General features: G+C 62.9%; 18 protein-coding genes and 2 pseudogenes. 6 read left to right on the plus strand and 14 right to left on the minus strand.

The window, feature by feature from the left end:
* The first annotated feature begins 85 nt into the window (after nt 1–85).
* Together AC0L2X_RS25515 and AC0L2X_RS25520 are read left to right on the plus strand one after the other, a co-directional pair.
* Nucleotides 86–397 carry a hypothetical protein gene (locus tag AC0L2X_RS25515; protein ID WP_473600531.1) on the plus strand — a complete coding sequence of 104 codons (312 nt, stop codon included), beginning with the start codon at nt 86–88 and terminating at the stop codon, nt 395–397.
* 1 nt (nt 398) lies between these two features.
* A complete protein-coding gene (locus tag AC0L2X_RS25520; protein ID WP_473600532.1) occupies nt 399–1,547 on the plus strand; it encodes an ImmA/IrrE family metallo-endopeptidase in 1,149 nt (382 codons plus the stop codon).
* 181 nt (nt 1,548–1,728) lie between these two features.
* Here the strand turns inward: AC0L2X_RS25520 and AC0L2X_RS25525 are convergent, their stop codons facing one another.
* Nucleotides 1,729–1,860 (minus strand): hypothetical protein, encoded by a 132-nt coding sequence (locus tag AC0L2X_RS25525; RefSeq protein WP_473600533.1) that lies wholly within the window; start codon nt 1,858–1,860, stop codon nt 1,729–1,731.
* On the opposite strand from AC0L2X_RS25525, the gene AC0L2X_RS25530 reads away from it, so the two are divergent.
* From AC0L2X_RS25530 to AC0L2X_RS25545, 4 genes are all read left to right on the plus strand, one after another.
* The gene (locus AC0L2X_RS25530; protein WP_473600534.1) at nt 1,849–2,154 is read left to right on the plus strand and encodes a ribbon-helix-helix domain-containing protein; all 306 of its coding nucleotides are present in this window, start codon (nt 1,849–1,851) and stop codon (nt 2,152–2,154) included. The genes AC0L2X_RS25525 and AC0L2X_RS25530 overlap by 12 nt on opposite strands.
* A gap of 507 nt (nt 2,155–2,661) precedes the next feature.
* Nucleotides 2,662–3,414 carry an acetoacetate decarboxylase gene (locus AC0L2X_RS25535; RefSeq protein ID WP_473600535.1) on the plus strand — a complete coding sequence of 251 codons (753 nt, stop codon included), beginning with the start codon at nt 2,662–2,664 and terminating at the stop codon, nt 3,412–3,414.
* Between the two features lie 124 nt (nt 3,415–3,538).
* Nucleotides 3,539–4,279: a CoA transferase subunit A gene (locus tag AC0L2X_RS25540; protein WP_473600536.1), complete on the plus strand. Its 741-nt coding sequence runs from the start codon at nt 3,539–3,541 to the stop codon at nt 4,277–4,279.
* Between the two features lie 15 nt (nt 4,280–4,294).
* Nucleotides 4,295–4,924 carry a 3-oxoacid CoA-transferase subunit B gene (locus tag AC0L2X_RS25545; RefSeq protein ID WP_473600537.1) on the plus strand — a complete coding sequence of 210 codons (630 nt, stop codon included), beginning with the start codon at nt 4,295–4,297 and terminating at the stop codon, nt 4,922–4,924.
* Nucleotides 4,925–4,999: 75 nt separating this feature from the next.
* Here AC0L2X_RS25545 and fni read toward each other — a convergent pair whose 3' ends face one another.
* The 13 genes and pseudogenes from fni to AC0L2X_RS25610 all read right to left on the minus strand — a co-directional run.
* Nucleotides 5,000–6,058 (minus strand): type 2 isopentenyl-diphosphate Delta-isomerase, encoded by a 1,059-nt coding sequence (gene fni / locus AC0L2X_RS25550; RefSeq protein ID WP_473600559.1) that lies wholly within the window; start codon nt 6,056–6,058, stop codon nt 5,000–5,002.
* Nucleotides 6,059–6,143: 85 nt separating this feature from the next.
* On the minus strand, nt 6,144–7,046 hold the full coding sequence (locus AC0L2X_RS25555) for a terpene synthase family protein (RefSeq protein WP_473600538.1): 903 nt from the start codon (nt 7,044–7,046) through the stop codon (nt 6,144–6,146).
* Complete coding sequence (locus tag AC0L2X_RS25560; RefSeq protein ID WP_473600539.1) at nt 7,043–8,593, minus strand: hypothetical protein; 1,551 nt, start codon at nt 8,591–8,593, stop codon at nt 7,043–7,045. Before AC0L2X_RS25560 ends, AC0L2X_RS25555 begins: the two co-directional genes overlap by 4 nt.
* Nucleotides 8,594–8,895: 302 nt before the next feature.
* On the minus strand, nt 8,896–9,894 hold the full coding sequence (locus AC0L2X_RS25565; RefSeq protein ID WP_473600560.1) for a polyprenyl synthetase family protein: 999 nt from the start codon (nt 9,892–9,894) through the stop codon (nt 8,896–8,898).
* 154 nt (nt 9,895–10,048) lie between these two features.
* The gene (locus AC0L2X_RS25570) at nt 10,049–11,392 is read right to left on the minus strand and encodes a cytochrome P450 (RefSeq protein WP_473600540.1); all 1,344 of its coding nucleotides are present in this window, start codon (nt 11,390–11,392) and stop codon (nt 10,049–10,051) included.
* Nucleotides 11,392–12,237 carry an SDR family oxidoreductase gene (locus tag AC0L2X_RS25575; RefSeq protein WP_473600561.1) on the minus strand — a complete coding sequence of 282 codons (846 nt, stop codon included), beginning with the start codon at nt 12,235–12,237 and terminating at the stop codon, nt 11,392–11,394. The genes AC0L2X_RS25570 and AC0L2X_RS25575 overlap by 1 nt, the downstream gene beginning before the upstream one ends.
* Nucleotides 12,224–12,531: pseudogene (locus tag AC0L2X_RS25580) on the minus strand (ferredoxin). The gene AC0L2X_RS25575 and the pseudogene AC0L2X_RS25580 overlap by 14 nt, the downstream one beginning before the upstream one ends.
* Before the next feature lies 1 nt (nt 12,532).
* Nucleotides 12,533–13,822, minus strand: coding sequence for a cytochrome P450 (locus AC0L2X_RS25585; protein ID WP_473600541.1), 1,290 nt, complete (start codon nt 13,820–13,822; stop codon nt 12,533–12,535).
* A 94-nt stretch (nt 13,823–13,916) separates the two neighbouring features.
* Entirely contained in the window at nt 13,917–15,119 is a 1,203-nt protein-coding gene (locus AC0L2X_RS25590; RefSeq protein WP_473600542.1) for a cytochrome P450, read from the minus strand.
* Nucleotides 15,120–16,783: 1,664 nt separating this feature from the next.
* Nucleotides 16,784–17,812 carry an LLM class flavin-dependent oxidoreductase gene (locus AC0L2X_RS25595; protein ID WP_473600562.1) on the minus strand — a complete coding sequence of 343 codons (1,029 nt, stop codon included), beginning with the start codon at nt 17,810–17,812 and terminating at the stop codon, nt 16,784–16,786.
* Between the two features lie 143 nt (nt 17,813–17,955).
* A complete protein-coding gene (gene hisC, locus AC0L2X_RS25600) occupies nt 17,956–19,041 on the minus strand; it encodes a histidinol-phosphate transaminase (RefSeq protein ID WP_473600543.1) in 1,086 nt (361 codons plus the stop codon).
* Between the two features lie 381 nt (nt 19,042–19,422).
* The gene (locus AC0L2X_RS25605; RefSeq protein ID WP_473600563.1) at nt 19,423–19,716 is read right to left on the minus strand and encodes a hypothetical protein; all 294 of its coding nucleotides are present in this window, start codon (nt 19,714–19,716) and stop codon (nt 19,423–19,425) included.
* Nucleotides 19,717–19,891: 175 nt separating this feature from the next.
* A pseudogene (locus AC0L2X_RS25610) lies at nt 19,892–20,098 on the minus strand (LacI family transcriptional regulator); the annotation flags it as partial.
* Nucleotides 20,099–20,168: the final 70 nt, after the last annotated feature.

Below are 20,168 nucleotides of genomic sequence, written 5' to 3' on the forward strand. Positions count from 1 at the left end.
ATCCCACTTTTGGGAACGCTGATTCCGATATGGCACGGCGCGAGGTCGAGTGCAAGACTCGTTCCACATTTGGGAACTATTTTTTGTGGAGCCGCGATTTGCCATGAAGCTGATGGGGATATCGAGGTTGGAGGAACTTGCGCGCCGGGCCAGCGATGGCCTTGACGGAGCCGTACCGGCGCTGGTTGCCGAGCTCGAGGCGGGGTCATGGCGTTCGATGGCTGAAATCGCTGAGTTCTACCCGTCAGCCTTGATCGACGGCATCAAGATCCGGATTCCGCTCAACGGCGGCTATCGGGTCGACCTCCTTGCGGATTGCGAGGGGCAAATGGTTCTCATCGAATATGCGGGCGCGACTAGTGGGTCACGCGCCACCGGCAAGCAGGGAGCAAGGTGACATGACGGTTCGACCAATACGCACGGACGATGACTACCGATCGGCACTCAAGCGTGCCGCCGCGCTGTTCGGGCACCAGGGCCAGAAGGACCGTGACGAGCTTGAGGTACTGCAAGCTCTCATCGAGAGATGGGAGCGATCCTCGCATTCTATCGAAGGAGCCACACCTGCGCAGGCGATCAAGTTCCGCATGGAGCAGACCGGCCTATCACAACGCGATCTGATCCCATACCTCGGGAGTAAGTCGCGAGTATCCGAGATACTGAGTGGTCAACGACAGCCCACGGTCGATCAGATCAGAGCACTACACCAGCACCTGGGCATTCCAGTCACCTCCTTGATCGGGTCGTTCAAGCACGAGCCTGCAGCGCGCGCTTCAAGCACCTCAATTGCGGCAGAGGTGAAGCTCCGTAAGCTCGGCATGATGAAGGGGAAAGAGAATCTCGCCGGCTTCTTGTCGCGCTCGAAAGCCTCCGCTCCCGCCCTCGCCATGTTGCGGAAGACCAGGACTGAGCGCACCAACGCCAAGACGGATCTGGCGGCGCTCGAAGCATGGTGTGCTGCCGTGTTGGCGCGTGCGGAAAAGGTCACTATCAAGAGGACAAGGATTAGCGATCCGAAAAAAGCTGCGCGACAACTTGCCAAGATGAGCATATTTCCTGACTGGAATAATCGTATTGTAGACGCACTACGTCGTATGGGAATAATATTGGTCACATTGGAACACCTGCCGGGAACGTTTCTTGACGGTGCCGCGATGTGCCGTCGCGATGGTGTTCCGGTGATAGCACTGACCGTTCGCCACGATCGTTTGGACAATTTCTGGTTTACGCTGTTGCATGAGTTTGCCCACGTGGTTTGCCACTTGAGTCCTGATCGACAAGTCATTTTGGACGATCTGGATGTGGCGAGTTCGGAAGCTATCGAAGCGGAGGCGGACTCGTTTGCACAGAACGCGCTTATCCCTCCTGCCATATGGAAGCTGATCGACAGGGACAGCACCACAGAGGAGGTGCTGGAGGCAGCGCAGAAAGCTGGCGTGCACCCTGCAATTGCCGCCGGCCGGTGGCGGTTCCAGCATTCGGATTATCGCCGTTTTTCCAAGCTGATTGGTCGGGGAGAGGTGAAAGCCGCTCTTATGCCGGCCTAGGCCTCAGTATCCGCTTTTTGGCGCGTAACTGACCTCAAGACGATCGATGTCAAAGACATGCCGGCGCGTCTCCCCCATGTTCACGATCTGTGCTTCGATGTTGCAACCAAGTTCGAATGTCGCGTTGCTGGCAAAGTAGAAATGTCGCAAAGGGGCAATTCGCAGGGCAGGTCGCAGCAATTTAGAAGCGCGACAGTGAGGCGAGAGCCGAGCCATTGACGCTGAAGCGCAGATCGGCGATCGCCGAGGGACGACGCCAGCTTCGCGCCAGCAGGTCGAACAAGGTCAGGTTCTGTATCGCGTGCTGGGTCATGGCTATTCCCTTCGTCAGTGGCGATACCGCCAGATCAACCGTTCGATCCGTGTTGCCGGCCATTCGACGATCGTCCAGGTCGAGGCCGCTTTTTGGACGCTTCTCGACGAAATTGCCGAGAGCCAGGATCTGTCAACGCCGAAATTTATCTCCAAGCTCTATGACGAGGCACTCGAGATCAACGGAGGGATTCCGAACTTCGCGTCGATGCTCAGGACTACCTGCGCACTGTATCTGCGCGGTTACCGGCCTTCAGACGAGGAGCGTCTTCAATTAAAGCGCGAAGCTGCGTGAAGGCGAGAGAACGCACGTGGAGCATTTGCACCTACGCGCGGACACGAATTTGCTTGGTCGCTAAACCTTGGATGAGGCGGAACGCTGGGTACACTGTTTCCCTAGTTGGCAACTCCGCACCGCCGGCGAATGCTTAATTTGCCTCGAATGTATGTAATACGCTCAACTGGCATGGATGCGCCCCGTGGAACGGGATAAATCTGCAGGGGGATGGGAACGGTGCCCAGAGGTGCCCGACCGGTCGGTGCTTATTTCGGAGCCTAAGTAAACTTCCGCCTATACACAAGCCCTAGGCGGCTACCTGTTGTCGCCGATGGCGCAATGGCGGGATGCTTACAAAAAAGGACATATCAAGATCCAACAGCCGAGCGGCCGTGCTAGGTATCTTAAAAAAGTCAGCAAAATCAACTAATTACCCCTTGGCATGTTCCTTGCCGGGTTCATGTAGATCTTAGCAGTGTGAGCGTCCCGATCCGGAATGCAGCACTCAGCCGGGGAGTAAAAGCCTTGAAGTCCAAAGACGTGCGTGCCCAAGCCTATTCTATGCCGCTGACGAGCCCCGCCTACCCGACGGGACCATATCGCTTCGTGGACCGCGAATACCTTATCATCACCTACCGGACGGACCCCGACCGGCTACGCGCGGTAGTCCCCCAGCCGCTCGAATTCGATGATCCCTTGGTAAAGTTTGAGTTCATTCGCATGCCCGACTCTGCGGGCTTCGGAAGCTATATTGAGTCCGGCCAGGTCATTCCCGTTAGGTTTAACGACGTGATCGGCGGCTATTCGCATGCCATGTATTTGGACGACGGACCGCCAATTTTTGGTGGCCGTGAGTTGTGGGGATTCCCGAAGAAATATGCGCATCCTGCGTTAGAGGTCTATGGGGACACACTGGTCGGCACCCTCGACTACGGCCCGGTCCGGATCGCAACAGGCACCATGGGCTTTAAACATTGGGAGCTCGACCACAGCGAGGTGCTGGCCTCGCTGTGTCAGCCGACATTCCTTCTGAAGATTATCCCGCATGTCGATGCCAGCCTGCGCGTCTGCGAGTTGGTACGTCTTAAGATGGAGGACGTGACATTGAAGGGCGCATGGGGTGCTCCCGCAGGCTTGGACTTACGGCCGCATGCACTCGCGCCCATTGCCGAACTGCCGGTTCTGGAGGTCGTTTCAGCCGCCCATTTCATCGCGGATCTGACACTCGGCCTCGGCACGGTTGTTCACGACTATCTGGCGGAACCGCAGACGGCGTGAACCCAAGTCGAGGTGATCAGAAAACGAGCAGCAATGTAAGTCGGGCAACAAAGCAAGTTGGCTCTTACGAAGCAGCATCAAGCCATTGCGGAAAGCTTTCCGTGTGCGTGCGACGGCTGTTGCGATGACCACGAGCCCGCCTCGTAAGCTAGACCGGAGTGATGACGTGCAAAAAATATTTAGCAGCCCTGCTTCGGCACTTGAAGGGCTTTTGTTCGATGGAATGTGCATAGCGGCTGGCGGTTTTGGCCTCTGTGGTATTCCTGAGCTTTTGATCAGCGCTGTTCTGGAAGCTGGTACCAAGGACCTCACGATAGCCTCGAACAACTGCGGCGTCGACGACTTCGGGCTTGGTGTCCTGTTGAAGACGAGGCAAATCAAGAAGATGATCTCGTCTTATGTCGGCGAGAACGCCGAGCTCATGCGCCAGTATCTGAGCGGCGAACTGGAGCTTGAGTTCAACCCGCAGGGAACGCTCGCCGAACGAATGCGTGCCGGTGGTGCCGGTATCGCAGGGTTCTACACGAAGACAGGCGTCGGCACGGTTGTAGCCGAGGGCAAGGAGCATAAGACCTTCAATGGCGAAACATACGTGCTCGAGACCGGCATCGTCGCGGATCTCTCTATAGTCAAGGCCTGGAAGGCAGACACGTCCGGCAATCTCGTATTCCGCAAGACAGCTCGCAACTTCAATCCGCCGGCGGCGACCTGCGGCAACATCTGCGTCACGGAGGTCGAGGAGATCGTTCCTGTTGGCGGCCTCGATCCCGATCAGATCCACCTGCCGGGGATCTACGTGCATCGCCTGGTCCAGGGCGAGCATGAGAAACGGATCGAACAACGCACGACGCGTGCGGCGGCTTGAGGGAAGGGGAGAGAAATGGCCTGGGACAGAAACCAAATGGCGGCGCGGGCTGCGCGAGAACTTGAAGACGGCACTTACGTCAATCTCGGCATCGGAATTCCCACGTTGGTCGCCAATTACATTCCGGACGGCGTCCATGTAACGCTGCAGTCGGAGAACGGCCTCCTCGGTATTGGTCCATTCCCGACCGAGGAGGAGATCGACGCCGATCTTATCAATGCCGGCAAGCAAACGGTGACCGCACTGCCAGATTCCGCCTTCTTCGACTCGGCGCAGAGCTTTGCAATGATCCGCGGCGGCAAGATCGCCATGGCGGTCCTCGGCGCCATGGAAGTAGCCGAGAACGGGGACCTGGCGAATTGGATGATCCCCGGAAAGCTCGTGAAGGGCATGGGTGGAGCAATGGATCTGGTCGCCGGCGTCAAGCGCGTCGTCGTGGTGATGGACCACACAAATAAGGCGGGGGTGTCCAAAGTGATGAAGGCGTGCACTCTGCCGCTAACCGGCAAATCGGTTGTCGACAGAATCATCACGAACCTTGGCGTTTTAGATATCGTTGAAGGAGGCCTGAGGCTTGTGGAGGTCGCCAATGGCGTAACCGAAAGCGAACTGCGCAATGCAACGGAGGCGACAATCGTCAACTGATCGGCGGCCCCAGAACGCGCGTTCAAAGCCCGCAAAACCGCAAATGGCGCGACGACCGCCTCGATGTTCCCGTGGTCATCCTCTCCAGCCGGCGGGCAAATGCGCCGAGGGCAACAAACGCGTCTGACGCAACGCCGCCAGATCACCCGAGCCGGTGCAGAAGCAGGCGACGGCCAACTGGCGGATGACAATCTCGAAATGCGCGACAACCGCCTCGGTGGACACCGTCGCCGCGTGCAGCACGCCGGCCGCCTGCCCGGCGATGTCCGCGCCCAGGCGGATGGCCTTGGCCACGTCGACGCCGTCGCGGATCCCGCCCGACGCGATCAGCTTCACCGTTGGCAGCGCCCGACGTACCGCCTGCACGCTGGCCGGGGTCGGAATCCCCCAATCGGCGAACGCCATCGCCACTGCACGGTCGGCGGCATCGCGGGCGCGCTCGCCCTCCACCGCGGCCCAACTGGTGCCGCCGGCGCCGGCGACATCGATCACCGCTACGCCCGCCTCGACGAGCGCACAGGCCACTGAGGCGGACAGGCCCGCCCCCACTTCCTTGGCCACGATCGGCACGCCCACGCTGCGCGCGGCGCGAGCGATCTGCGCCAGGACGCCGCGCCAGTCGCGGTCGCCCTCCGGCTGTACCGCTTCCTGCAGCGGATTGAAATGAATGATGATTGCATCGGCCTCCAGCGCATCCACCGCCCGGCGCGCCAGGTCCAGGCCGTCGGCCTCGCGCAGTTGCGCGGCTCCGATATTGGCCAGCAAGGGAATGTCTGGGGCCAGGCGGCGCAGCGCGCGTGTCAGCCCCAGGGAGTTGCGGGATTGCAGGCTCACGCGCTGCGAACCGACGCCCAGGGCGATCCCCAAGGCTTGCGCTGCCTCGCTCAGATGCCGGTTGATGGCCTCGGCGCGTGGCATGCCGCCGGTCATGGAGCTGATCAGCAGCGGCGCGCGCATGGTCTTGCCCAGCAGCGAGGCGCGCAGGTCGATCTGCGTCAGGTCCAACTCGGGCAATGCGCAGTGTTCGAAACGGATGTACTCCCAGCCGGCGGCGCCCGTGGCCGGCGCCGTTCGCCGATCCAGCACGATGTCCAGATGGTCGTCCTTGCGCCGGCTCAGGGCGGTGTCGCTCATGCTCGCTTCATCCGTCGCATCGGGCGACGGCGTTGCGTCGGATCGGACCGCCGGCAGCGTGCGCACGCCGCCGCCTCCCGCGCGTTCAGGCCGGCGCACGCTGGCTTTCCCCCGCAGCGTCGCTGCGGTAGCGGCTGGTCGAGGTCTTGTAGTACTGCGCGCGGATGGCCGCCATGGCGTCGATCAACGGTCCCCACGGCGCGGGAAAGCGTTCTTCCGCCATCACCCGGTGCAGCATGCGCGTATGGCCGGCCAGCTCGTCGTTGAGGAACTCCACCACAGGCAGAGCCGGATAGCGCTGCAGCAGCAGGATCGCCGCGTTGTCGGCCTCGCCGGCCGACCTGTCCTTGTCGCGTCCATGCAGATCGTTCTGCAGGCGCCCTATCGCGGAGATGAGCCGCAGGACCTGGCGAAACGCCGGACGCGCGCGCAAGGTCGCCATGTCCAGCCCCCACAGCAACGACAGGCAACAGAACACGTTCGCGTAGGCGATCGAATCGATGCCGTTGTGCAGGTACTCGGCGTAGGACCAGCGTTCCGCCCCTGCCGCCTGCGCGTGTCCGGCACGCAGCGCCGCGCAGTAGCACCGGGTATCGTCGAGAAGCCGAGCATAGTCGCGACGATCGTGGGCGAGCGCGGCCAGCGAAGCGCGCAGCACAGCGCAGCCCTCGAATCCGGGGAGCGCGCACGGCACGCCCTGCGCCAGCGCCTGCTCCACCGCGGCGAGCTGCTCCGGCGCGATCAGGCCAAGGTCGTTGCAATCGTCGAGCCAGAACAGCAGCGCCAGTTCGCGATAGAACGCCACGATCAGCGTTTCGTCCTGCGGATCGCGGCCGGTGCGGGCGCTGGTGTCGCGCAGGCTCGGGTAGATGCGCTGCAGGATGTACTGGCCGCCCCTGACCGCTTCCAGGGCATGCTCGTCGGCGAACCCGGTCAGGGAACGCCCCCACTCCAGCACCTGCTGCAGCGCGCGTTCGGTCTGGATCATGGCGCCGCTCCTGCTTCCTCGGCCAGGACGCGCCGCCCCCAACGAAACGCCAGCCACAACCCGGCGAGTTCAGCCACGCGCACGACCCGGGTGGGGCAATACAGTTCCTTGCCGATCCACAGCGGCGTCTGCGGCAATGCATGCGCCGCATGGCGGGCGAGCATCCACTCCAGCGCACGCGCCACGGCCTGCGCCATGCGCCGGCGCGCTGCCGGCTCTTCGCTCCCGTCCATCACGTGCAACGCGAACAGCGCATAGGCGGTTTCCTCGAATGTGGACGCGCGACCGGCGCCCCAGCCACCGCCGTCGCGCTGCGCCTGCAGCAGCGCCGCTAGCGCGCGCTCGTCGCGCCACTGGAGCTTGCCTTGCGCCAGCGCAGCGACCGCATGCGCGGTGGGATACAGCCAGGAAACGTGCCATTTTTCGTTGTCCCATACACCGTGCGGGTTGCGATTGGCGTCGACGTAGGCGCTGGTGCCGGCGGCGGGCTTTCCCAACAGTCGCAACGCATGCAGGGCATGGATGTTGGTCGACACCGAGGCATTGCGCTCGCCGGGGAAGGTGACGAAGAGCTCGCCGATTTCGAAATGGCGCAGCGCCTCGACCGCCGGGTCGCGGCCTGCAAGGCGCAGGACGCACAACGCAACGGCGGTGTCGTCCGCATCGGCCGCGAAGTTCAAGGCCGGGCCCAGACCGCGCACGCCCAGGCGGGCGTCGAGCTGCGCGACGATCACGCGCACCGCATCGGCGAGCGCGGGATGCGCGAACAGCCCGGCCAGATGCAGGGTGTACAGCGACCAGCATGGCTCGAACACATTGATCGGCCAGACGTTGGGAACGACACCTTCGATGCCGCTGCGCGTCGCCCGCGATGCCGCCCGCAGATACGCGTCGGCGCGCCCGACCTGCGGCGTGCTCCCCTGTGTCACGGCGTGCGCACGCCACGCGGCGGTGGCCGCCGGACTGATGCCGATGCTGCCGTCGTCATCCGGGCATGCGGTGGTCGGCGACGACCCCCAGGCTTCCCAGGAGTGCAGCAACGGATGGCCGCTCGGCAGCGTCGCCACCGCCCCCAGCTTGACCAGGCACGCTTGCCGCAACGGCAACAGCGACGGGTGGCGCGGAAACGCCACGCCGCCGAGCAGGGATGAAGCCTCGCCGCACAACTGCGGCAGGATCAGCTCCGCGCCGATCGGCGCGTCTTCCGGCACCGCATGCGCGTAGGGATCGGGCTGGCGCTCGAGGAACCGGGTTGCAGCCTGGACTGCGTCGGCAGCGCCGGGAAGAGGATCGGCACGGTGCAATGCCAGCAACGCCGCCCATGTGGGCGCATGGCGGAACAGCGGGAAGTCCGCGCTTCCCCATCCGCCATCGGGATGTTGCTGCGCGATAAGCCACGCGTATGCGTCCTGCCGACCGGTGACGTTGCCGTGGAACTGCAGAGCTCGCGCCGTGTCGTAGACGGACGGACCGACGCTGCCGCCGTCACTCATCTCGCTCAGCAGGTGGCGCAATTCGGAAAGGATCTGTTCGGACAGCGCATCCACGGGATGTTCCTTCTGCAGACGATTGACAAGAACCAGGATCGGGCAGACGCCGCACGTCCGCCGCGGGCCCGTCGCGGCCCGGCGCATGGGCAGCGCCGGACGGCCTCCCTTCTCCGGCGCGGCGACGCGCCCCGATGCAGGCGCCGGTCCGCCGCATAGGCTCGCGCGCAGTGCGCCGTATGCGCCGCGGTCGTGCTGGGCAACCGCTGCGATCGGCGCCGCGGACTCGGACACTGTGCAGCATGCACCGCAGCCGCCGGCGATCGCAGCGGCACAGGGCGACTCTAGGCGGACAGGCGCGCTTATCCGCATGGCGCGTGTTTGAGCAGATACGCGTTGGCCCGCTGCAGCATCTGCGCTAACCGTTCCGCACGCGGCCCCAGCGGGGCGATGGCCTCCCCGGCGTCGCGCAACAGATCCAGCGCGAACTGGCGCGCTGCCCGCAGCCCCATGATCGACGCGCAGGTCGGCTTCTGCGCCGCCGCGTCCTTGCCGGCGGTCTTGCCCAGCGTCGCGGTATCCGCTGTCGCGTCGAGAATGTCGTCGACCACCTGCAGCGCCAAGCCGAAACAGGCGCTGTATCGATCGAGCGCACAGTACAGCGCAGCGTGCGCGGCATCCTCCGCGATGGCGCATAGCGCGCCCATACGAACGGACGCGCGCACTAGCGCTCCGCTCTTCATCCGGTGCATCGCTACGATCCTGTCTAGCTCGACGTGCTTCCCGACCAGCGACAGATCCATGGCCTGCCCGCCTGCGGCACCCTCGGCGGACACCGCCTGCGCCAGTTCGCGCACGAGCGCGATACGGTTGTTGCCCGGCGGATCCAGGCGCGCCAGGGTCAGGAAGGCGTGCGCCTGCAGCGCATCGCCGACCAGGATCGCAGTGGCTTCGCCGAACTTGACGTGCACCGTCGGAATGCCGCGGCGAAGCACGTCGTCGTCCATCGCGGGCAGGTCGTCGTGGACCAGGGTACAGGCATGCATCATCTCGATGGCGGCGCCGACGTCGTCGAGCATGTGCGCCGGCGTGTCGGCCAGTGCGCCGGCAGCCAGACAGAGCAAGGCGCGCGTGCGCTTCCCGCCATGCAAGGTGGCGTAGCGCATCCCCGCCATCAACTCGGTCTCACCGTCGCCTTCGGCGCAGAGAAGACGCGCCAGCGCCTGTTCGACCCGCTTTGCGCCGTCCTGCATCCAGATCTCCGGCAGCAGCCTGTCGGATGCGCCGCGCGCCTGCGCGCCCAACCCGCCGAGCGCGGAAACGCCAGTTCCGTCGTCGTGTAGCGTGGAACCGGTCTGCATGATGTTCATGTCCTTGTACCTGACAGGAGACGGCCACGGCGAGCGGCGAGCCGCCGCGGTGTTGCCGGCGTCGCACCGAGCGCGCGCACCGAGTGCAGCAATGCCGCGCGTCGCCCGCGCCGCCGCCTCGCCACACGGGGCATGCGATACCCGCTCATGAGAATCCGATGCGGATTTTCATGGACGGATGTGCGGTCGGGTAATAGCGTCGGCCTTTTTCGACGCCGCTCAACAACCGCGGCCGCACCCCGGCCTTGTGCATGGTCAGCGCCAAGGCGATGCAGAATTGCACCATTTCCAGCCATACCAGGTGGTAGCCGATGCAGACGTGTGGGCCGGTACCGAACTGCAGCATGTCCACCGGCCGGATCGGCTCCGTGCGTTGCAGCCACCTCGCCAGACGGAACTGATCGGGCGCCTCGTATAGCAGCGCCGAGGTCGAGAAATGCAGCAGTGGGATGCACAGATGGGTGCCCGCGGGAATGCGCCGTTTGCCGAGTTGCAATTCCTGCAGCGCGCGACGCGGCAGGAGCGTGGTCGCCGGATGCACGCGCAGCGTCTCGCGGAACAGCGCCTCGGCGACCGGACACTGCGCCAGGTCCGCGTGCCGGGTCGGCACCGCGCCCACGCGTTGCGCCTCCTCGACCAGGGCGCCCCACAGCATAGGCTGCCGCGCCAGCTCGATCACCATCCAGGCCATCGTCGAGGCGGTGGTGTCGTGACCGCCAAGCAGCAGCAAGCGGATATTGGCGACCAGGACGTCATCGGAGAGCGCATCGTCGCTGCGATCGAAGGCACTCACCATGTCGTTGATCAACCCGGTGCGCGCGGCATGCGCGCGCGCGTCGCGGATGAACTGGCGCAACTGCGCGTCGATCCAGTCGCGGGCGGCGCGGCCGCGCCGCAAGGGCAGTCCGGGCAGGTCGATCGGGGGCGCGACGATCAACTGCAGCAGTTGCCGGTACTTGCGACGCCATCCCGGCAGGTCCTGCGCGGGGATCCCCATGAGGCTGAAGATGAGCTTGAGCATCAGGTCGCCGGTTTCGCGCAGGATGATTACGTCGCCGCAGTCGCGCCACGCCTGCACCCGCGCCAGGATGACGGGCGCGAACAGCTCGCCGATGCCGGCCTGGGTCAGCCCCTTGGGCAGGAACGCTGCCTTGATCGCATCGCGCGCCTGCCGGTGCGCGCCGCCGTCCTGGGCAACCAACGTTCCGCCAAGCAATTCGGGTGCGATCTCTTCGATCAGCGCCGAGGACACGTCCCTGTGCCGGAGCAGTGCGAACGCATCCGGATCCACGCAAGTCATCAGGTGTCCGGCAGGGCCGAAATCCAGCCAGAAGTGGCTGCCCAGGGTCCGTTCCGCGCGCCGCAGCAGGCGCGGCAGGTCGCAGACGATGGCGGGAAGATGCCCGACCAGGGGGAAAGCGCCGGGCAGGACCGGGATGTCGTACCGCAGCCGGTGCCGACGGTTCAGCGGGTTGAGCAACATGTCCATCAGCAGCGCGGCGCCGCGGCCGCTTCGGCGGTGTCGCCGGCAGGCCGCGCGGCGCGGCTGTTGCGACCGTCGGCGTACGTCGGCACATGCGCGAGCATGCCGCCGTCGATGCACACGACCTGGCCGGTGATGAACGCAGCATCGTCGGAGAGCAGGAACGCCACCAGCCCGGCCACGTCCTCGGGGCGGCCGACGCGCGGCAGGAGCTGGTGCCGGCGCAGATGCCGTTGCATGCGCTCGTCCAGCTTGACGAGGAGACGCTCGGTCATGATGAGACCCGGCGCAACCGCGTTGCAGCGGATCTGCGCATGACCGTACTGGGTGGCGAGCGAGGCCGACAGCATGTTCATCGCCGCCTTCGACGCGGCGTAGGACGTCTGCGCGGTGTCACCGCTGAGCCCCTGGCACGACGACATGTTGACGATCGCGCCACCGCCGCGGGCGATCATCCGTGGAATGGCCTGCCGGCAGCAGAGCAGCGTGCCGCGCAGATTGGTCGCCATGGTCTGATCCCATACCGCCAGGTCCAGGTCGAGGATCGCGCGGTCGCGCGGGGTCAGATGCATGGCGCTCGCGTTGTTCACCAGCAGGTCGACCCCACCGAAGTGCCGCTCCGCCGTCTCGAACAGCGCTGCTACCGCCTGGGCATCGGCGATGTCCATGGCCATGGCCAGCGCGTGGCCCGCTTCGGCCGCGATCTGCGCGGTGCAGGCGATGGCCGCCGAGTCATCAATGTCGGCCACCACCACTCTGCCGCCCTCGCGCGCGATGGCGAGGGCGCATGCCTTGCCAATGCCGGCGCCGGCGCCGGTCACCACGGCCACCTTGCTTTCAAACCGTCCCATCGTGTCCTTCTGGATTGCGTTGGTCTTTCCCGGCATGCCGCCGGTTTCCGCCGGAGAAGGCGCAGGGTCGGCGCTGGCGCGCTCGTCATCGCCAGCGTCGGTTTCGATGACCCGAATGGCGGCTACCGGGCACTGGCTGGCCGCGAGCCGCACGGCCGCGTGCAGCGACGGCGGGACCGTCGCCATGCACACTTCGGCCACGCCGTCCGGTTCGCGCTGGCGAAAGGTGTCCGGCAGCGTCAGCACGCACTGCCCGGTGGTTCCGCACAGATCCTGGTCGACCACGACGCGCATTTCAGCCCCCCTGCGTATGCAGCCGCACCGGCAGCGCGCGGAACGTCCTAAGGAACGCGGAGGGCTCCCGGGTCGGCTGCTCGGCCAATGCCAGCGTGGGGAAGCGCGCCTGGATCCGCGGCAGGCTCTCGGCCAACTGCACCCGGGCCAGTTGCGCACCGAGGCAGAAGTGGATGCCGTGGCCGAAGCTCAGCATGATCTTCCCGTCGCTCGACATGCCAGGACTGGTGCCGTAGAACCGCGCGGGATCGAAGCGGTCGGGATCGGCGAAGGCGTCCGGGTCGCGATTGCCGGCCGCGATCAGCACGCGCACGTCCGCGTTCTTCGGAATCACCACGCCGCCCAGTTCGATGTCGCGCTGGGCGATACGCGGAATGGAGCTGAACATGGCGGGCGCGTCGCAGCGCAGGACTTCTTCCACGAATGCCTTCACCCCCACGGCGTCCCCCTGCAGCCAGTGCCGCTGTTCGGGATACGCCAGCATCGCCAGGACCGCATGGTCGATGCTCGCAGCAGTGGTGGCGAAGCCGCCCAGCAGCATGCCCCACAGCATGCTGATCAACTCCGCATCCGACAAGGTGTCAGTATCGTCGTCGTGTGCGCCGACCAGCATCGACACGATGTCGTGGCGGGAATCGGTGCGCCTGCGCTGTATGCCGTCGCCGAAGTAGGCCTGCACCTTGGCGCTGGCCTCGTCCGCCGCGGCGAGCTGGGGATCGCTGGCGTGCGGGCTCAGGCCTTCCAGAATGGCGCCTATGCCGTCGGCGAGCCCGAACACGTCGTCCTGGGGCATGCCGAACAGTTCGGCGAAGACCATCATGGGCAAGGCCAGCGCGAATTCCCGATGCAAATCCACCGCCTCCCCGCGCTCCAGCGCGGGCGCCATGCCGTCCAGGCGCGCTGCGACGATGCGCCCGATGCTCGGCCGCAGGTTGTCGATCTCGCGGATGGTGAAATCACGCGAGATCAGCCGGCGCAGACGCGTATGCGTCGGGGGGTCCTTCATCGCTAGCGTGGACGCCAGCAGATTGAGCGACAGGCTGGTCGCCGCACGCGGGAAATAGCGCGCCAGTTCGCCCGGCGCCGGTCCCCGAAACGCATCGCCCGTGGCCTTGAGCGCCCAGTAAATGTCGACGTGGCGGCTCAACAGAAAGAGGCCCGACGCCGCGCGATGCACCGGATCGTGCTCGCGCAACCACCGCATGAACGGATACGGGTCGTGGATGCACGCTGGCGACGCCAGTTCGGCGAAGGCGTCCCGGCATGCTGCTGTGGTTTCTTGCACGTCCATCCTGGTTACCTGTTGGCTGGCTGATCAGACCGGCGCGCGCCAGGCGCGCCGGCAAATTGCGGAGAAGATCGCGATCCCTGGCGGCGTCCGCGCATCACCAGAGCACCGGGAACTCGTCGAACCCGCCAGTGATGATCTCCTTGCGCAGCTTCAGTTCTTGGGGCGCCACGGCCAGGCGCAGCGCCGGAAAGCGCTGGAAGATGGAACCGAACACCACCTTGAGTTCCAGCCTGGCCAGTGCCGCCCCGACGCAGTTGTGCGGCCCGTAGGAGAACGCCAGGTGCGGGTTTTCGTCGCGTCCGATGTCGAAGATTTCCGGGTGGTCGAAATGGCGCGGATCGAACGACGTCGCCGGCAGGCCGACCAGCACCTTGCTCTCCGCGGGAATATGCACGCCCGCGATGTTCACGTCGGTCCTCGGATAGCGCATGACGCCGTCCCAGCCCGCGCCCGGCGGGTACATGCGCAGGATTTCCTCCACCGCCTTGTCCACCAGGGACGGATCGCCGACCAGACGTTCGCGCTGTTGCGGATGGCGGAAAATGGCCAGCAGGCCGAATTCGATCTGCGCGACAGTGCTCTCGTGCCCCGCCACCAGTATGCCCGCCGCCAGGCCGATCGCCTCTTCCTCGGTTGCCTTGCCCTGGTCGACCGACGCGAGCAGATCCGTCAGCAGGTTGTCGCCCGGATCCTGGCGCTTATCCCGCATCTTGCCGCGAATGTAGGCGCGCAGTTCTTCCCAGGCCAGGCGCGACGCGCTGCGCGGGCCGCTTTCATGCTGGTGCGTCATCACCTCGTCGGACAGCCCGGCGAAAAAGGCGTGATCCTCGTAGCGCACGCCCATCAGCGCGCTGATGACCATGGCCGGAAGCGGAAAGGAGAGGTGGCGCCGCAGGTCGGCGGGCTGGGGCTGGGCCGCCAACGTCTCGAACAACTGCGCGGCGATCACCTCGACCTGCTGCGCGAGGAGCTTCACCCTGCGGTTGCTGAAGGCCGGCGCCACGATCGCGCGTAACCGGGCGTGCTCGCTCCCCTCGTGCGAGACCAGCCACCCCGGCGAACCGAGAATCACCGAATCCGGGGTGAATGCCGCCGGCGGCATTCCCGAGGGCCGGAATGCCGCGTCGGACAGCACCGCCTTGGCCTCGTCGTAACCTGTCACCCACCAGCCTTCGTGCCCGGACGGGAAGCGCACGCGGTGGATCGGTCCATTGGCGCAGAGCGCCAACATCTCGGGCGAGGGCTCGATGTGATCGACGCGCCACATCGGCAGCGTCGGCAAGGGTTGTTCGGACATGGTGGCACTTCACTCTCTAAGCGATGGAAGAGCGGAAGATGACCGGCAGGCGCTGCGGGCAGCGAATGACGTAGAAGACCAAGACACAGAGCCACTTGGACGTATAGCGGACCAATAGCCCTATGACCTTCAACCAAGATGAGCGCTCTTCTTTACCATTGATGTTAACCCGATGTTGCGTGCTGTGCGGCGGTCCGAGAGTAGTCGGCATTACTTTGATAGCCGTGCCGGACCTCAGACTTGCGGTGACCGTACCACTGTCAACGACTGGCGATCGTGAAGATCTTGTAAATTGATGTGAAGGATCTGTTGCAGCGTTTTGACTACCGGCGGTGTCGTACAGGGCGTCTCAAGATGCGTCGGCGGCTTGCCCCGTTCAAGCGAGGTTAGGTGTGATTGGTGAGTGATCTTATGCGCCTATAATCAAAGTCTGCCAGCGCGTATCGGCTTCTTCCTTGCCGTGAGCTTGCGCTCCGCGCCGGAGCGCGGCTCTTCGCTGAGCGCTACCTCCAAAACTCATTTCCACGAGCGGCAGGCACCCGGGTTGAAAAGAGGGCAAACCGGAGAGATATCCGTCATCCGACCGGCGGTGTTTCCGGGTTACTGTAAGAGCCCGGGGGCAAACCGGAAAGCGGTCTGCTACGGGCTGAGCGGCGGGGAGGAGGGGTTTTGCCCTTCCTCCTCTAAGGCGTTTACGGCGAAGTACTCGTAGTCGATGCCGTGCGGCCGCAGATATCCATCTGGATGGTTACAATGCAGGCCGTCGACCATCGACTTCAGCAATTCCGTCTGCCGACACCATTCCGTCCAGATCGACCGGTCGCCGCAGGCCCGTACCACCCGAGAATGGGACGGATGCGGGCGAGTTGGTCACTTAAGCGCAACGGCAACCGGACCTTGCCGCGAGGCGTATGGAGACATTTCTCGGCGCCTATCCCTATCCCGATCGGCCGGACACCCTTGCGGACTGGCTCTTTCAATTCGCGACAAAGCTCAGCCTTTCTGGGGCAGCACGGTGCAAATCCTGCTAGGTCACACCACAATCGAGAATCCGGTCCGGATACCTCGCCGTTGACATCGAAGATGCGTTAGCTCTCGCGGAAGAAACTGAGATCTGACCACAGTAGTGGCCCCTCGGCTCTGTCGGAGGGCGTTGCTGAAAAGTTGCGGTTCGGCTCGTCGATGGGACGAGCAAATAATACCAATTGGTGACCTTCTGGCGATTGGAGGAAGACAACCGTTTCTTCCGAGTTTCGCGCGGAAGCGGCACCGGCTAACGAAATACACATTGAACGCTTCGACGCGATCGCTTGAAGGCGGCTGGTGGCGGCCGACAGCGACATCGTGTTCAGGTTGCGATCGCCACCTTCCCGGAACCATCAGGAATTCTCGCCTGAGACGCGGCCCGCAATGTCCGCCGCTCTGCTAAACACGGGGCTCCGCGGCGGAAGCGCCAACGTCGCCGCTGAAGCAACCACGACCAGCTATTGGCCGCGGGCGGACATTACTGCGAGCTCTACAATCTTAACTACGCCTCGTTCGACGACATTCGTGGCGAGGAACTGGTGTGTCTCCAAGCCGGCTCCCAGACCTGACGTGTGGCCGGCAATCTGTGGGTGCTGTCTGTGATGGACGCGTCGTAAAGGAGCGGTGCCGCACCGAGGTTAGCCAACTCGAGCCATAATTACGGATTGGATCGCCGTTGCGGTATATAGGGAAGCATCTAAAGACAGATTCCCAAATGCCGGTTGACAAAGGAGGTAGTTCGCACCTGCCTCTTCCAGCTGATCAAGAAGAGCTTGTCCCGCAGAAGCTGCCGTTCCTACTACGCACAATTCCTTCTCGATTGCTGCATCGAAGGTCAGCGGCAGGTTTGGTGGCGTCGGCATGGCATTGAGATCGTAAAGGAATTTGAAGCTCTTGAGCCACCGTTCGTAAGCAGGTGCGCCGAGTGAACGTGCATCTGTTTCAGAACGCCCAATCACGACCATTCGGAGCAATCCAAGAAATGGCGTTTGCTCGTCCGCGTGACTGGTGTGCTCTCGACCGGCGCGGTAGGCATCAGTAATTCTGCGAACAGAATTGGAAGGTCCCACGCACGCGATGTTCACGCCATTCGCAGCGGCCCAGGCTGCCGATTCGGGTCGATTCGTGGCGATCCAAGTCGGCGGATGTGGACGCTGATGAGTTCTTAGCGTCAGCGGAACGCTGTTCAACTCAAAATGGCGGCCTTGATAGGATAGCGTGCCGCCTTTCAGTGCATTGATAAGAATTTCGCTGGCTTCCGCATAGTGGTCTGGCGCCGCGTCCGAGCCAATCCCAAAGTAACCCAATTCGATCGGGAGCGAGCCGCGCCCTATTCCAAGTTCGAGCCTGCCGCCGCTCAGTTGGTCCAGCATACAGATCTCTTCGAACGCACGTAGCGGATGATAGAGGGTAAGCAGCATTACCAATGGGCCGACACGAAGGCGCCGGGTTCGCTGGGCTACGCTCGACAAGAACAGATTCGGTGATGGACCTCTCCCATGTGGGGTACAATGGTGCTCCGCGAGATGATATGCATAGAACCCAAGGCGATCGCACGCCTCCGCTAACATCAGGCGATCTTCGTATTGTCGGGCGATATCGAGGCCGTCCTCGTCCAGGTGATCGAAGATGCCGACAGCTAGGTCTGAAGGAAAAACCTTATTCATCATATTGTCTCCAAGTTCGACGCAACAAGTCTCACCGCTTGCAGGTTCCAAGCAATTAAAAGATCTATCTGTTGTGTAATCTGCTGATTATTATCTGGCGAGCGCCAAAGCATAGAGTTGTTAAAAGGCGTGGATCTTACAAATTAAATCTCTCTAATATGACTAACGGCACCAAGAAATGAATCCATTTGCTCTTTTGTACCGATGCTGACGCGGATGTAATTTTCCAAACCTTCATCGGGAAAGACGGCAACAAGTATTTTTTGCCTTGCAAAGGCTGACTGCCACCATGAGCCGTCCTGTCCCGTTGGCACGCGGGCTAGCAAGAAGTTTGCGTGGGAAGGAGTTACGGAAAATCCAAGTTGCGACAGCGCGAGCGTCACTCGCTGTCGTTGATGCTTGATGTGTCTGTGGTTGTCTGCATAGGCGGCGCGGTGCGCAAGGATGCTGACACCAACCGCATGCCCGATCACATTCATATTAAAGACGTTCTGGATGTTGCGTAGCCTGCCGATAATTTCAGGGTGACCGAAAGCGAAACCGACGCGAATGCCGGCGGCAGCGTAGCTTTTCGAAAATGTTCTTAAGACCAGAAGGTTCGAATGGCGATTGATGAGGCGCAGACCATTCTCGGGTGCAAAGTCGACGTAGGCCTCATCCAGCACGATCAAGCGGTCCGATTTCGCTACCAGGCGTTCGATATCAGCCACCGGAACGAACGTTCCGGTCGGATTGTTCGGATTGGCTAGCAGAATGAACTTGGCGTCCTTTGCAGGACCGAAGAGCAATCGCTCTATCGGCAAGGAATGATCTTCGCTAAATTCGATTTCCAAAAATTGAGCACCCTGCAACTTGGCAAGTTTGCGGTTAAACGAAAACCCTGGCGACATCATCGCCACGCTATCCCCCTGGGCAAGAAAAGCTCTGTAGACAAGGCCGAGCAGTTCAGACGACCCGTTACCGGCGATTACCTGATCCAAGGAGACGCTATAGGCATTGGCGGCTGCTTCTCTCAAGCTGATATTATCGTCTTCTGGATATAGATACTGCCGTTCGAGGGCCGCGATCGCACTTTGTTTTATGATTGTTGGAAGCGGGAATGGGTTCTCATTCGTGTTTAGTTTTACCCAACTTGAATCCGGCGCTGGTCTATTGGATGGCAGAGCATCTAACTGTCTCGCCACTTCCGAAAGAGACGAAAGCACACTCTGCAGTTTTGCGTCGGACATGTTTTTTCTCCGTTTCAGTCGCAGAGGGAATCCGGGATGAACTGATGGTCGACAGCACATGGCCGACAGAGGGTGCCTTCACACCGCCTTTGTCAGCACATTGACCCCGTGAGGTCGGGCGGGCTGTCCTCCCGGGTCGAATTGGCGCCGACGTTCAGGTCCGCATCCACTCGTCGTCGGGCCAAGGTCCCGCCAAACCACCCACGCTTGATTTGCCCCTGATATTTGCCTCGGTCGTCCTTTCAAGGACGCTCGATCTTGAAGCCATATTTCCTCAGCGTGTACCCAATCTGGCGCGGTGTCAGTCCAAGCAGGCGCCGCCTTTGCCTGCACCGAGCCACATCTCTCTATGGCCGCGATGACACGCTCGCGATCTCACCTTTAAAGAGGCTGCGCTGGCAGGCGCCAGCGGGGCCTGATCGCCGACGACGGGCGGGGCCGTAGCGGCGCCCAAGGAGCAGCCTCATTCGGCGCCGTAGCCGACCTGGCTGGCATCATCGGCCCCAGTTGCAGAACCATGTTGCCCGATCGGCTCTTCCACGGCGCCGCGGGACAACACTGTCCGTGGCTGCAGGCGCAGTCGTTATGCCGATTGATGGCCCCGGGCGCTAGTACGCCTGTCCGCTGCACGCAATTTTCAAGCTCGTGGACATTTCCAGGAAAAGCACAGTTCATCAGCACTTCAGTCGCACTCGCATGGCTTTCCTTTCATGAATCGCGACCGTCGACTGGCTTCTGCACGCCGCAACCGCACGTTGATTCAGGAGACCGGAATGGGGCAGGAGAGTCAATCAAGGTTTCTTTCATTTGCGAGAGGAAACTCGGCGCTCATGATAGAATTCCATCAGTTTCATAATCTCCGGCGGATGATATCGAACGGCAGAAATGTATGCCCCGGCGTCTCAGCGGTGCCGGTGCTGATGGCCCGGGCCATCAGCGTAATCAGCTCCTCGCAAAGCTGGCGCAGTGGCGTGGCGACCGCCATCGCGATGATGTCATGGGCCAGCGCCGACCGCGACTCCGGCGTGATTTCATTTACAATCGCAACGAGGTCCTGGAGCGCAGGCCGATCCGAGCTCGATCGACAATCGCTGTGGTAAGCTCACGTCAATGTCCCCGAAGTGCCG

It is taken from the genome of Mesorhizobium sp. WSM4828 (assembly GCF_055811175.1).

Excerpts from the sequence above, each read along its gene's own strand:
- AC0L2X_RS25520 (WP_473600532.1), top strand. The coding sequence starts at position 399 with ATGACGGTTCGACCAATACGCACGGACGATGACTACCGATCGGCACTC.
- AC0L2X_RS25525 (WP_473600533.1), bottom strand. The coding sequence starts at position 1,860 with ATGACCCAGCACGCGATACAGAACCTGACCTTGTTCGACCTGCTGGCG.
- AC0L2X_RS25540 (WP_473600536.1), top strand. The coding sequence starts at position 3,539 with ATGACCACGAGCCCGCCTCGTAAGCTAGACCGGAGTGATGACGTGCAA.
- AC0L2X_RS25545 (WP_473600537.1), top strand. The coding sequence starts at position 4,295 with ATGGCCTGGGACAGAAACCAAATGGCGGCGCGGGCTGCGCGAGAACTT.
- fni (WP_473600559.1), bottom strand. The coding sequence starts at position 6,058 with ATGAGCGACACCGCCCTGAGCCGGCGCAAGGACGACCATCTGGACATC.
- AC0L2X_RS25555 (WP_473600538.1), bottom strand. The coding sequence starts at position 7,046 with ATGATCCAGACCGAACGCGCGCTGCAGCAGGTGCTGGAGTGGGGGCGT.
- AC0L2X_RS25565 (WP_473600560.1), bottom strand. The coding sequence starts at position 9,894 with ATGCAGACCGGTTCCACGCTACACGACGACGGAACTGGCGTTTCCGCG.
- AC0L2X_RS25570 (WP_473600540.1), bottom strand. The coding sequence starts at position 11,392 with ATGGACATGTTGCTCAACCCGCTGAACCGTCGGCACCGGCTGCGGTAC.
- AC0L2X_RS25575 (WP_473600561.1), bottom strand. The coding sequence starts at position 12,237 with ATGGGACGGTTTGAAAGCAAGGTGGCCGTGGTGACCGGCGCCGGCGCC.
- AC0L2X_RS25585 (WP_473600541.1), bottom strand. The coding sequence starts at position 13,822 with ATGGACGTGCAAGAAACCACAGCAGCATGCCGGGACGCCTTCGCCGAA.
- AC0L2X_RS25590 (WP_473600542.1), bottom strand. The coding sequence starts at position 15,119 with ATGTCCGAACAACCCTTGCCGACGCTGCCGATGTGGCGCGTCGATCAC.
- AC0L2X_RS25595 (WP_473600562.1), bottom strand. The coding sequence starts at position 17,812 with ATGAATAAGGTTTTTCCTTCAGACCTAGCTGTCGGCATCTTCGATCAC.
- hisC (WP_473600543.1), bottom strand. The coding sequence starts at position 19,041 with ATGTCCGACGCAAAACTGCAGAGTGTGCTTTCGTCTCTTTCGGAAGTG.
- AC0L2X_RS25605 (WP_473600563.1), bottom strand. The coding sequence starts at position 19,716 with ATGAACTGTGCTTTTCCTGGAAATGTCCACGAGCTTGAAAATTGCGTG.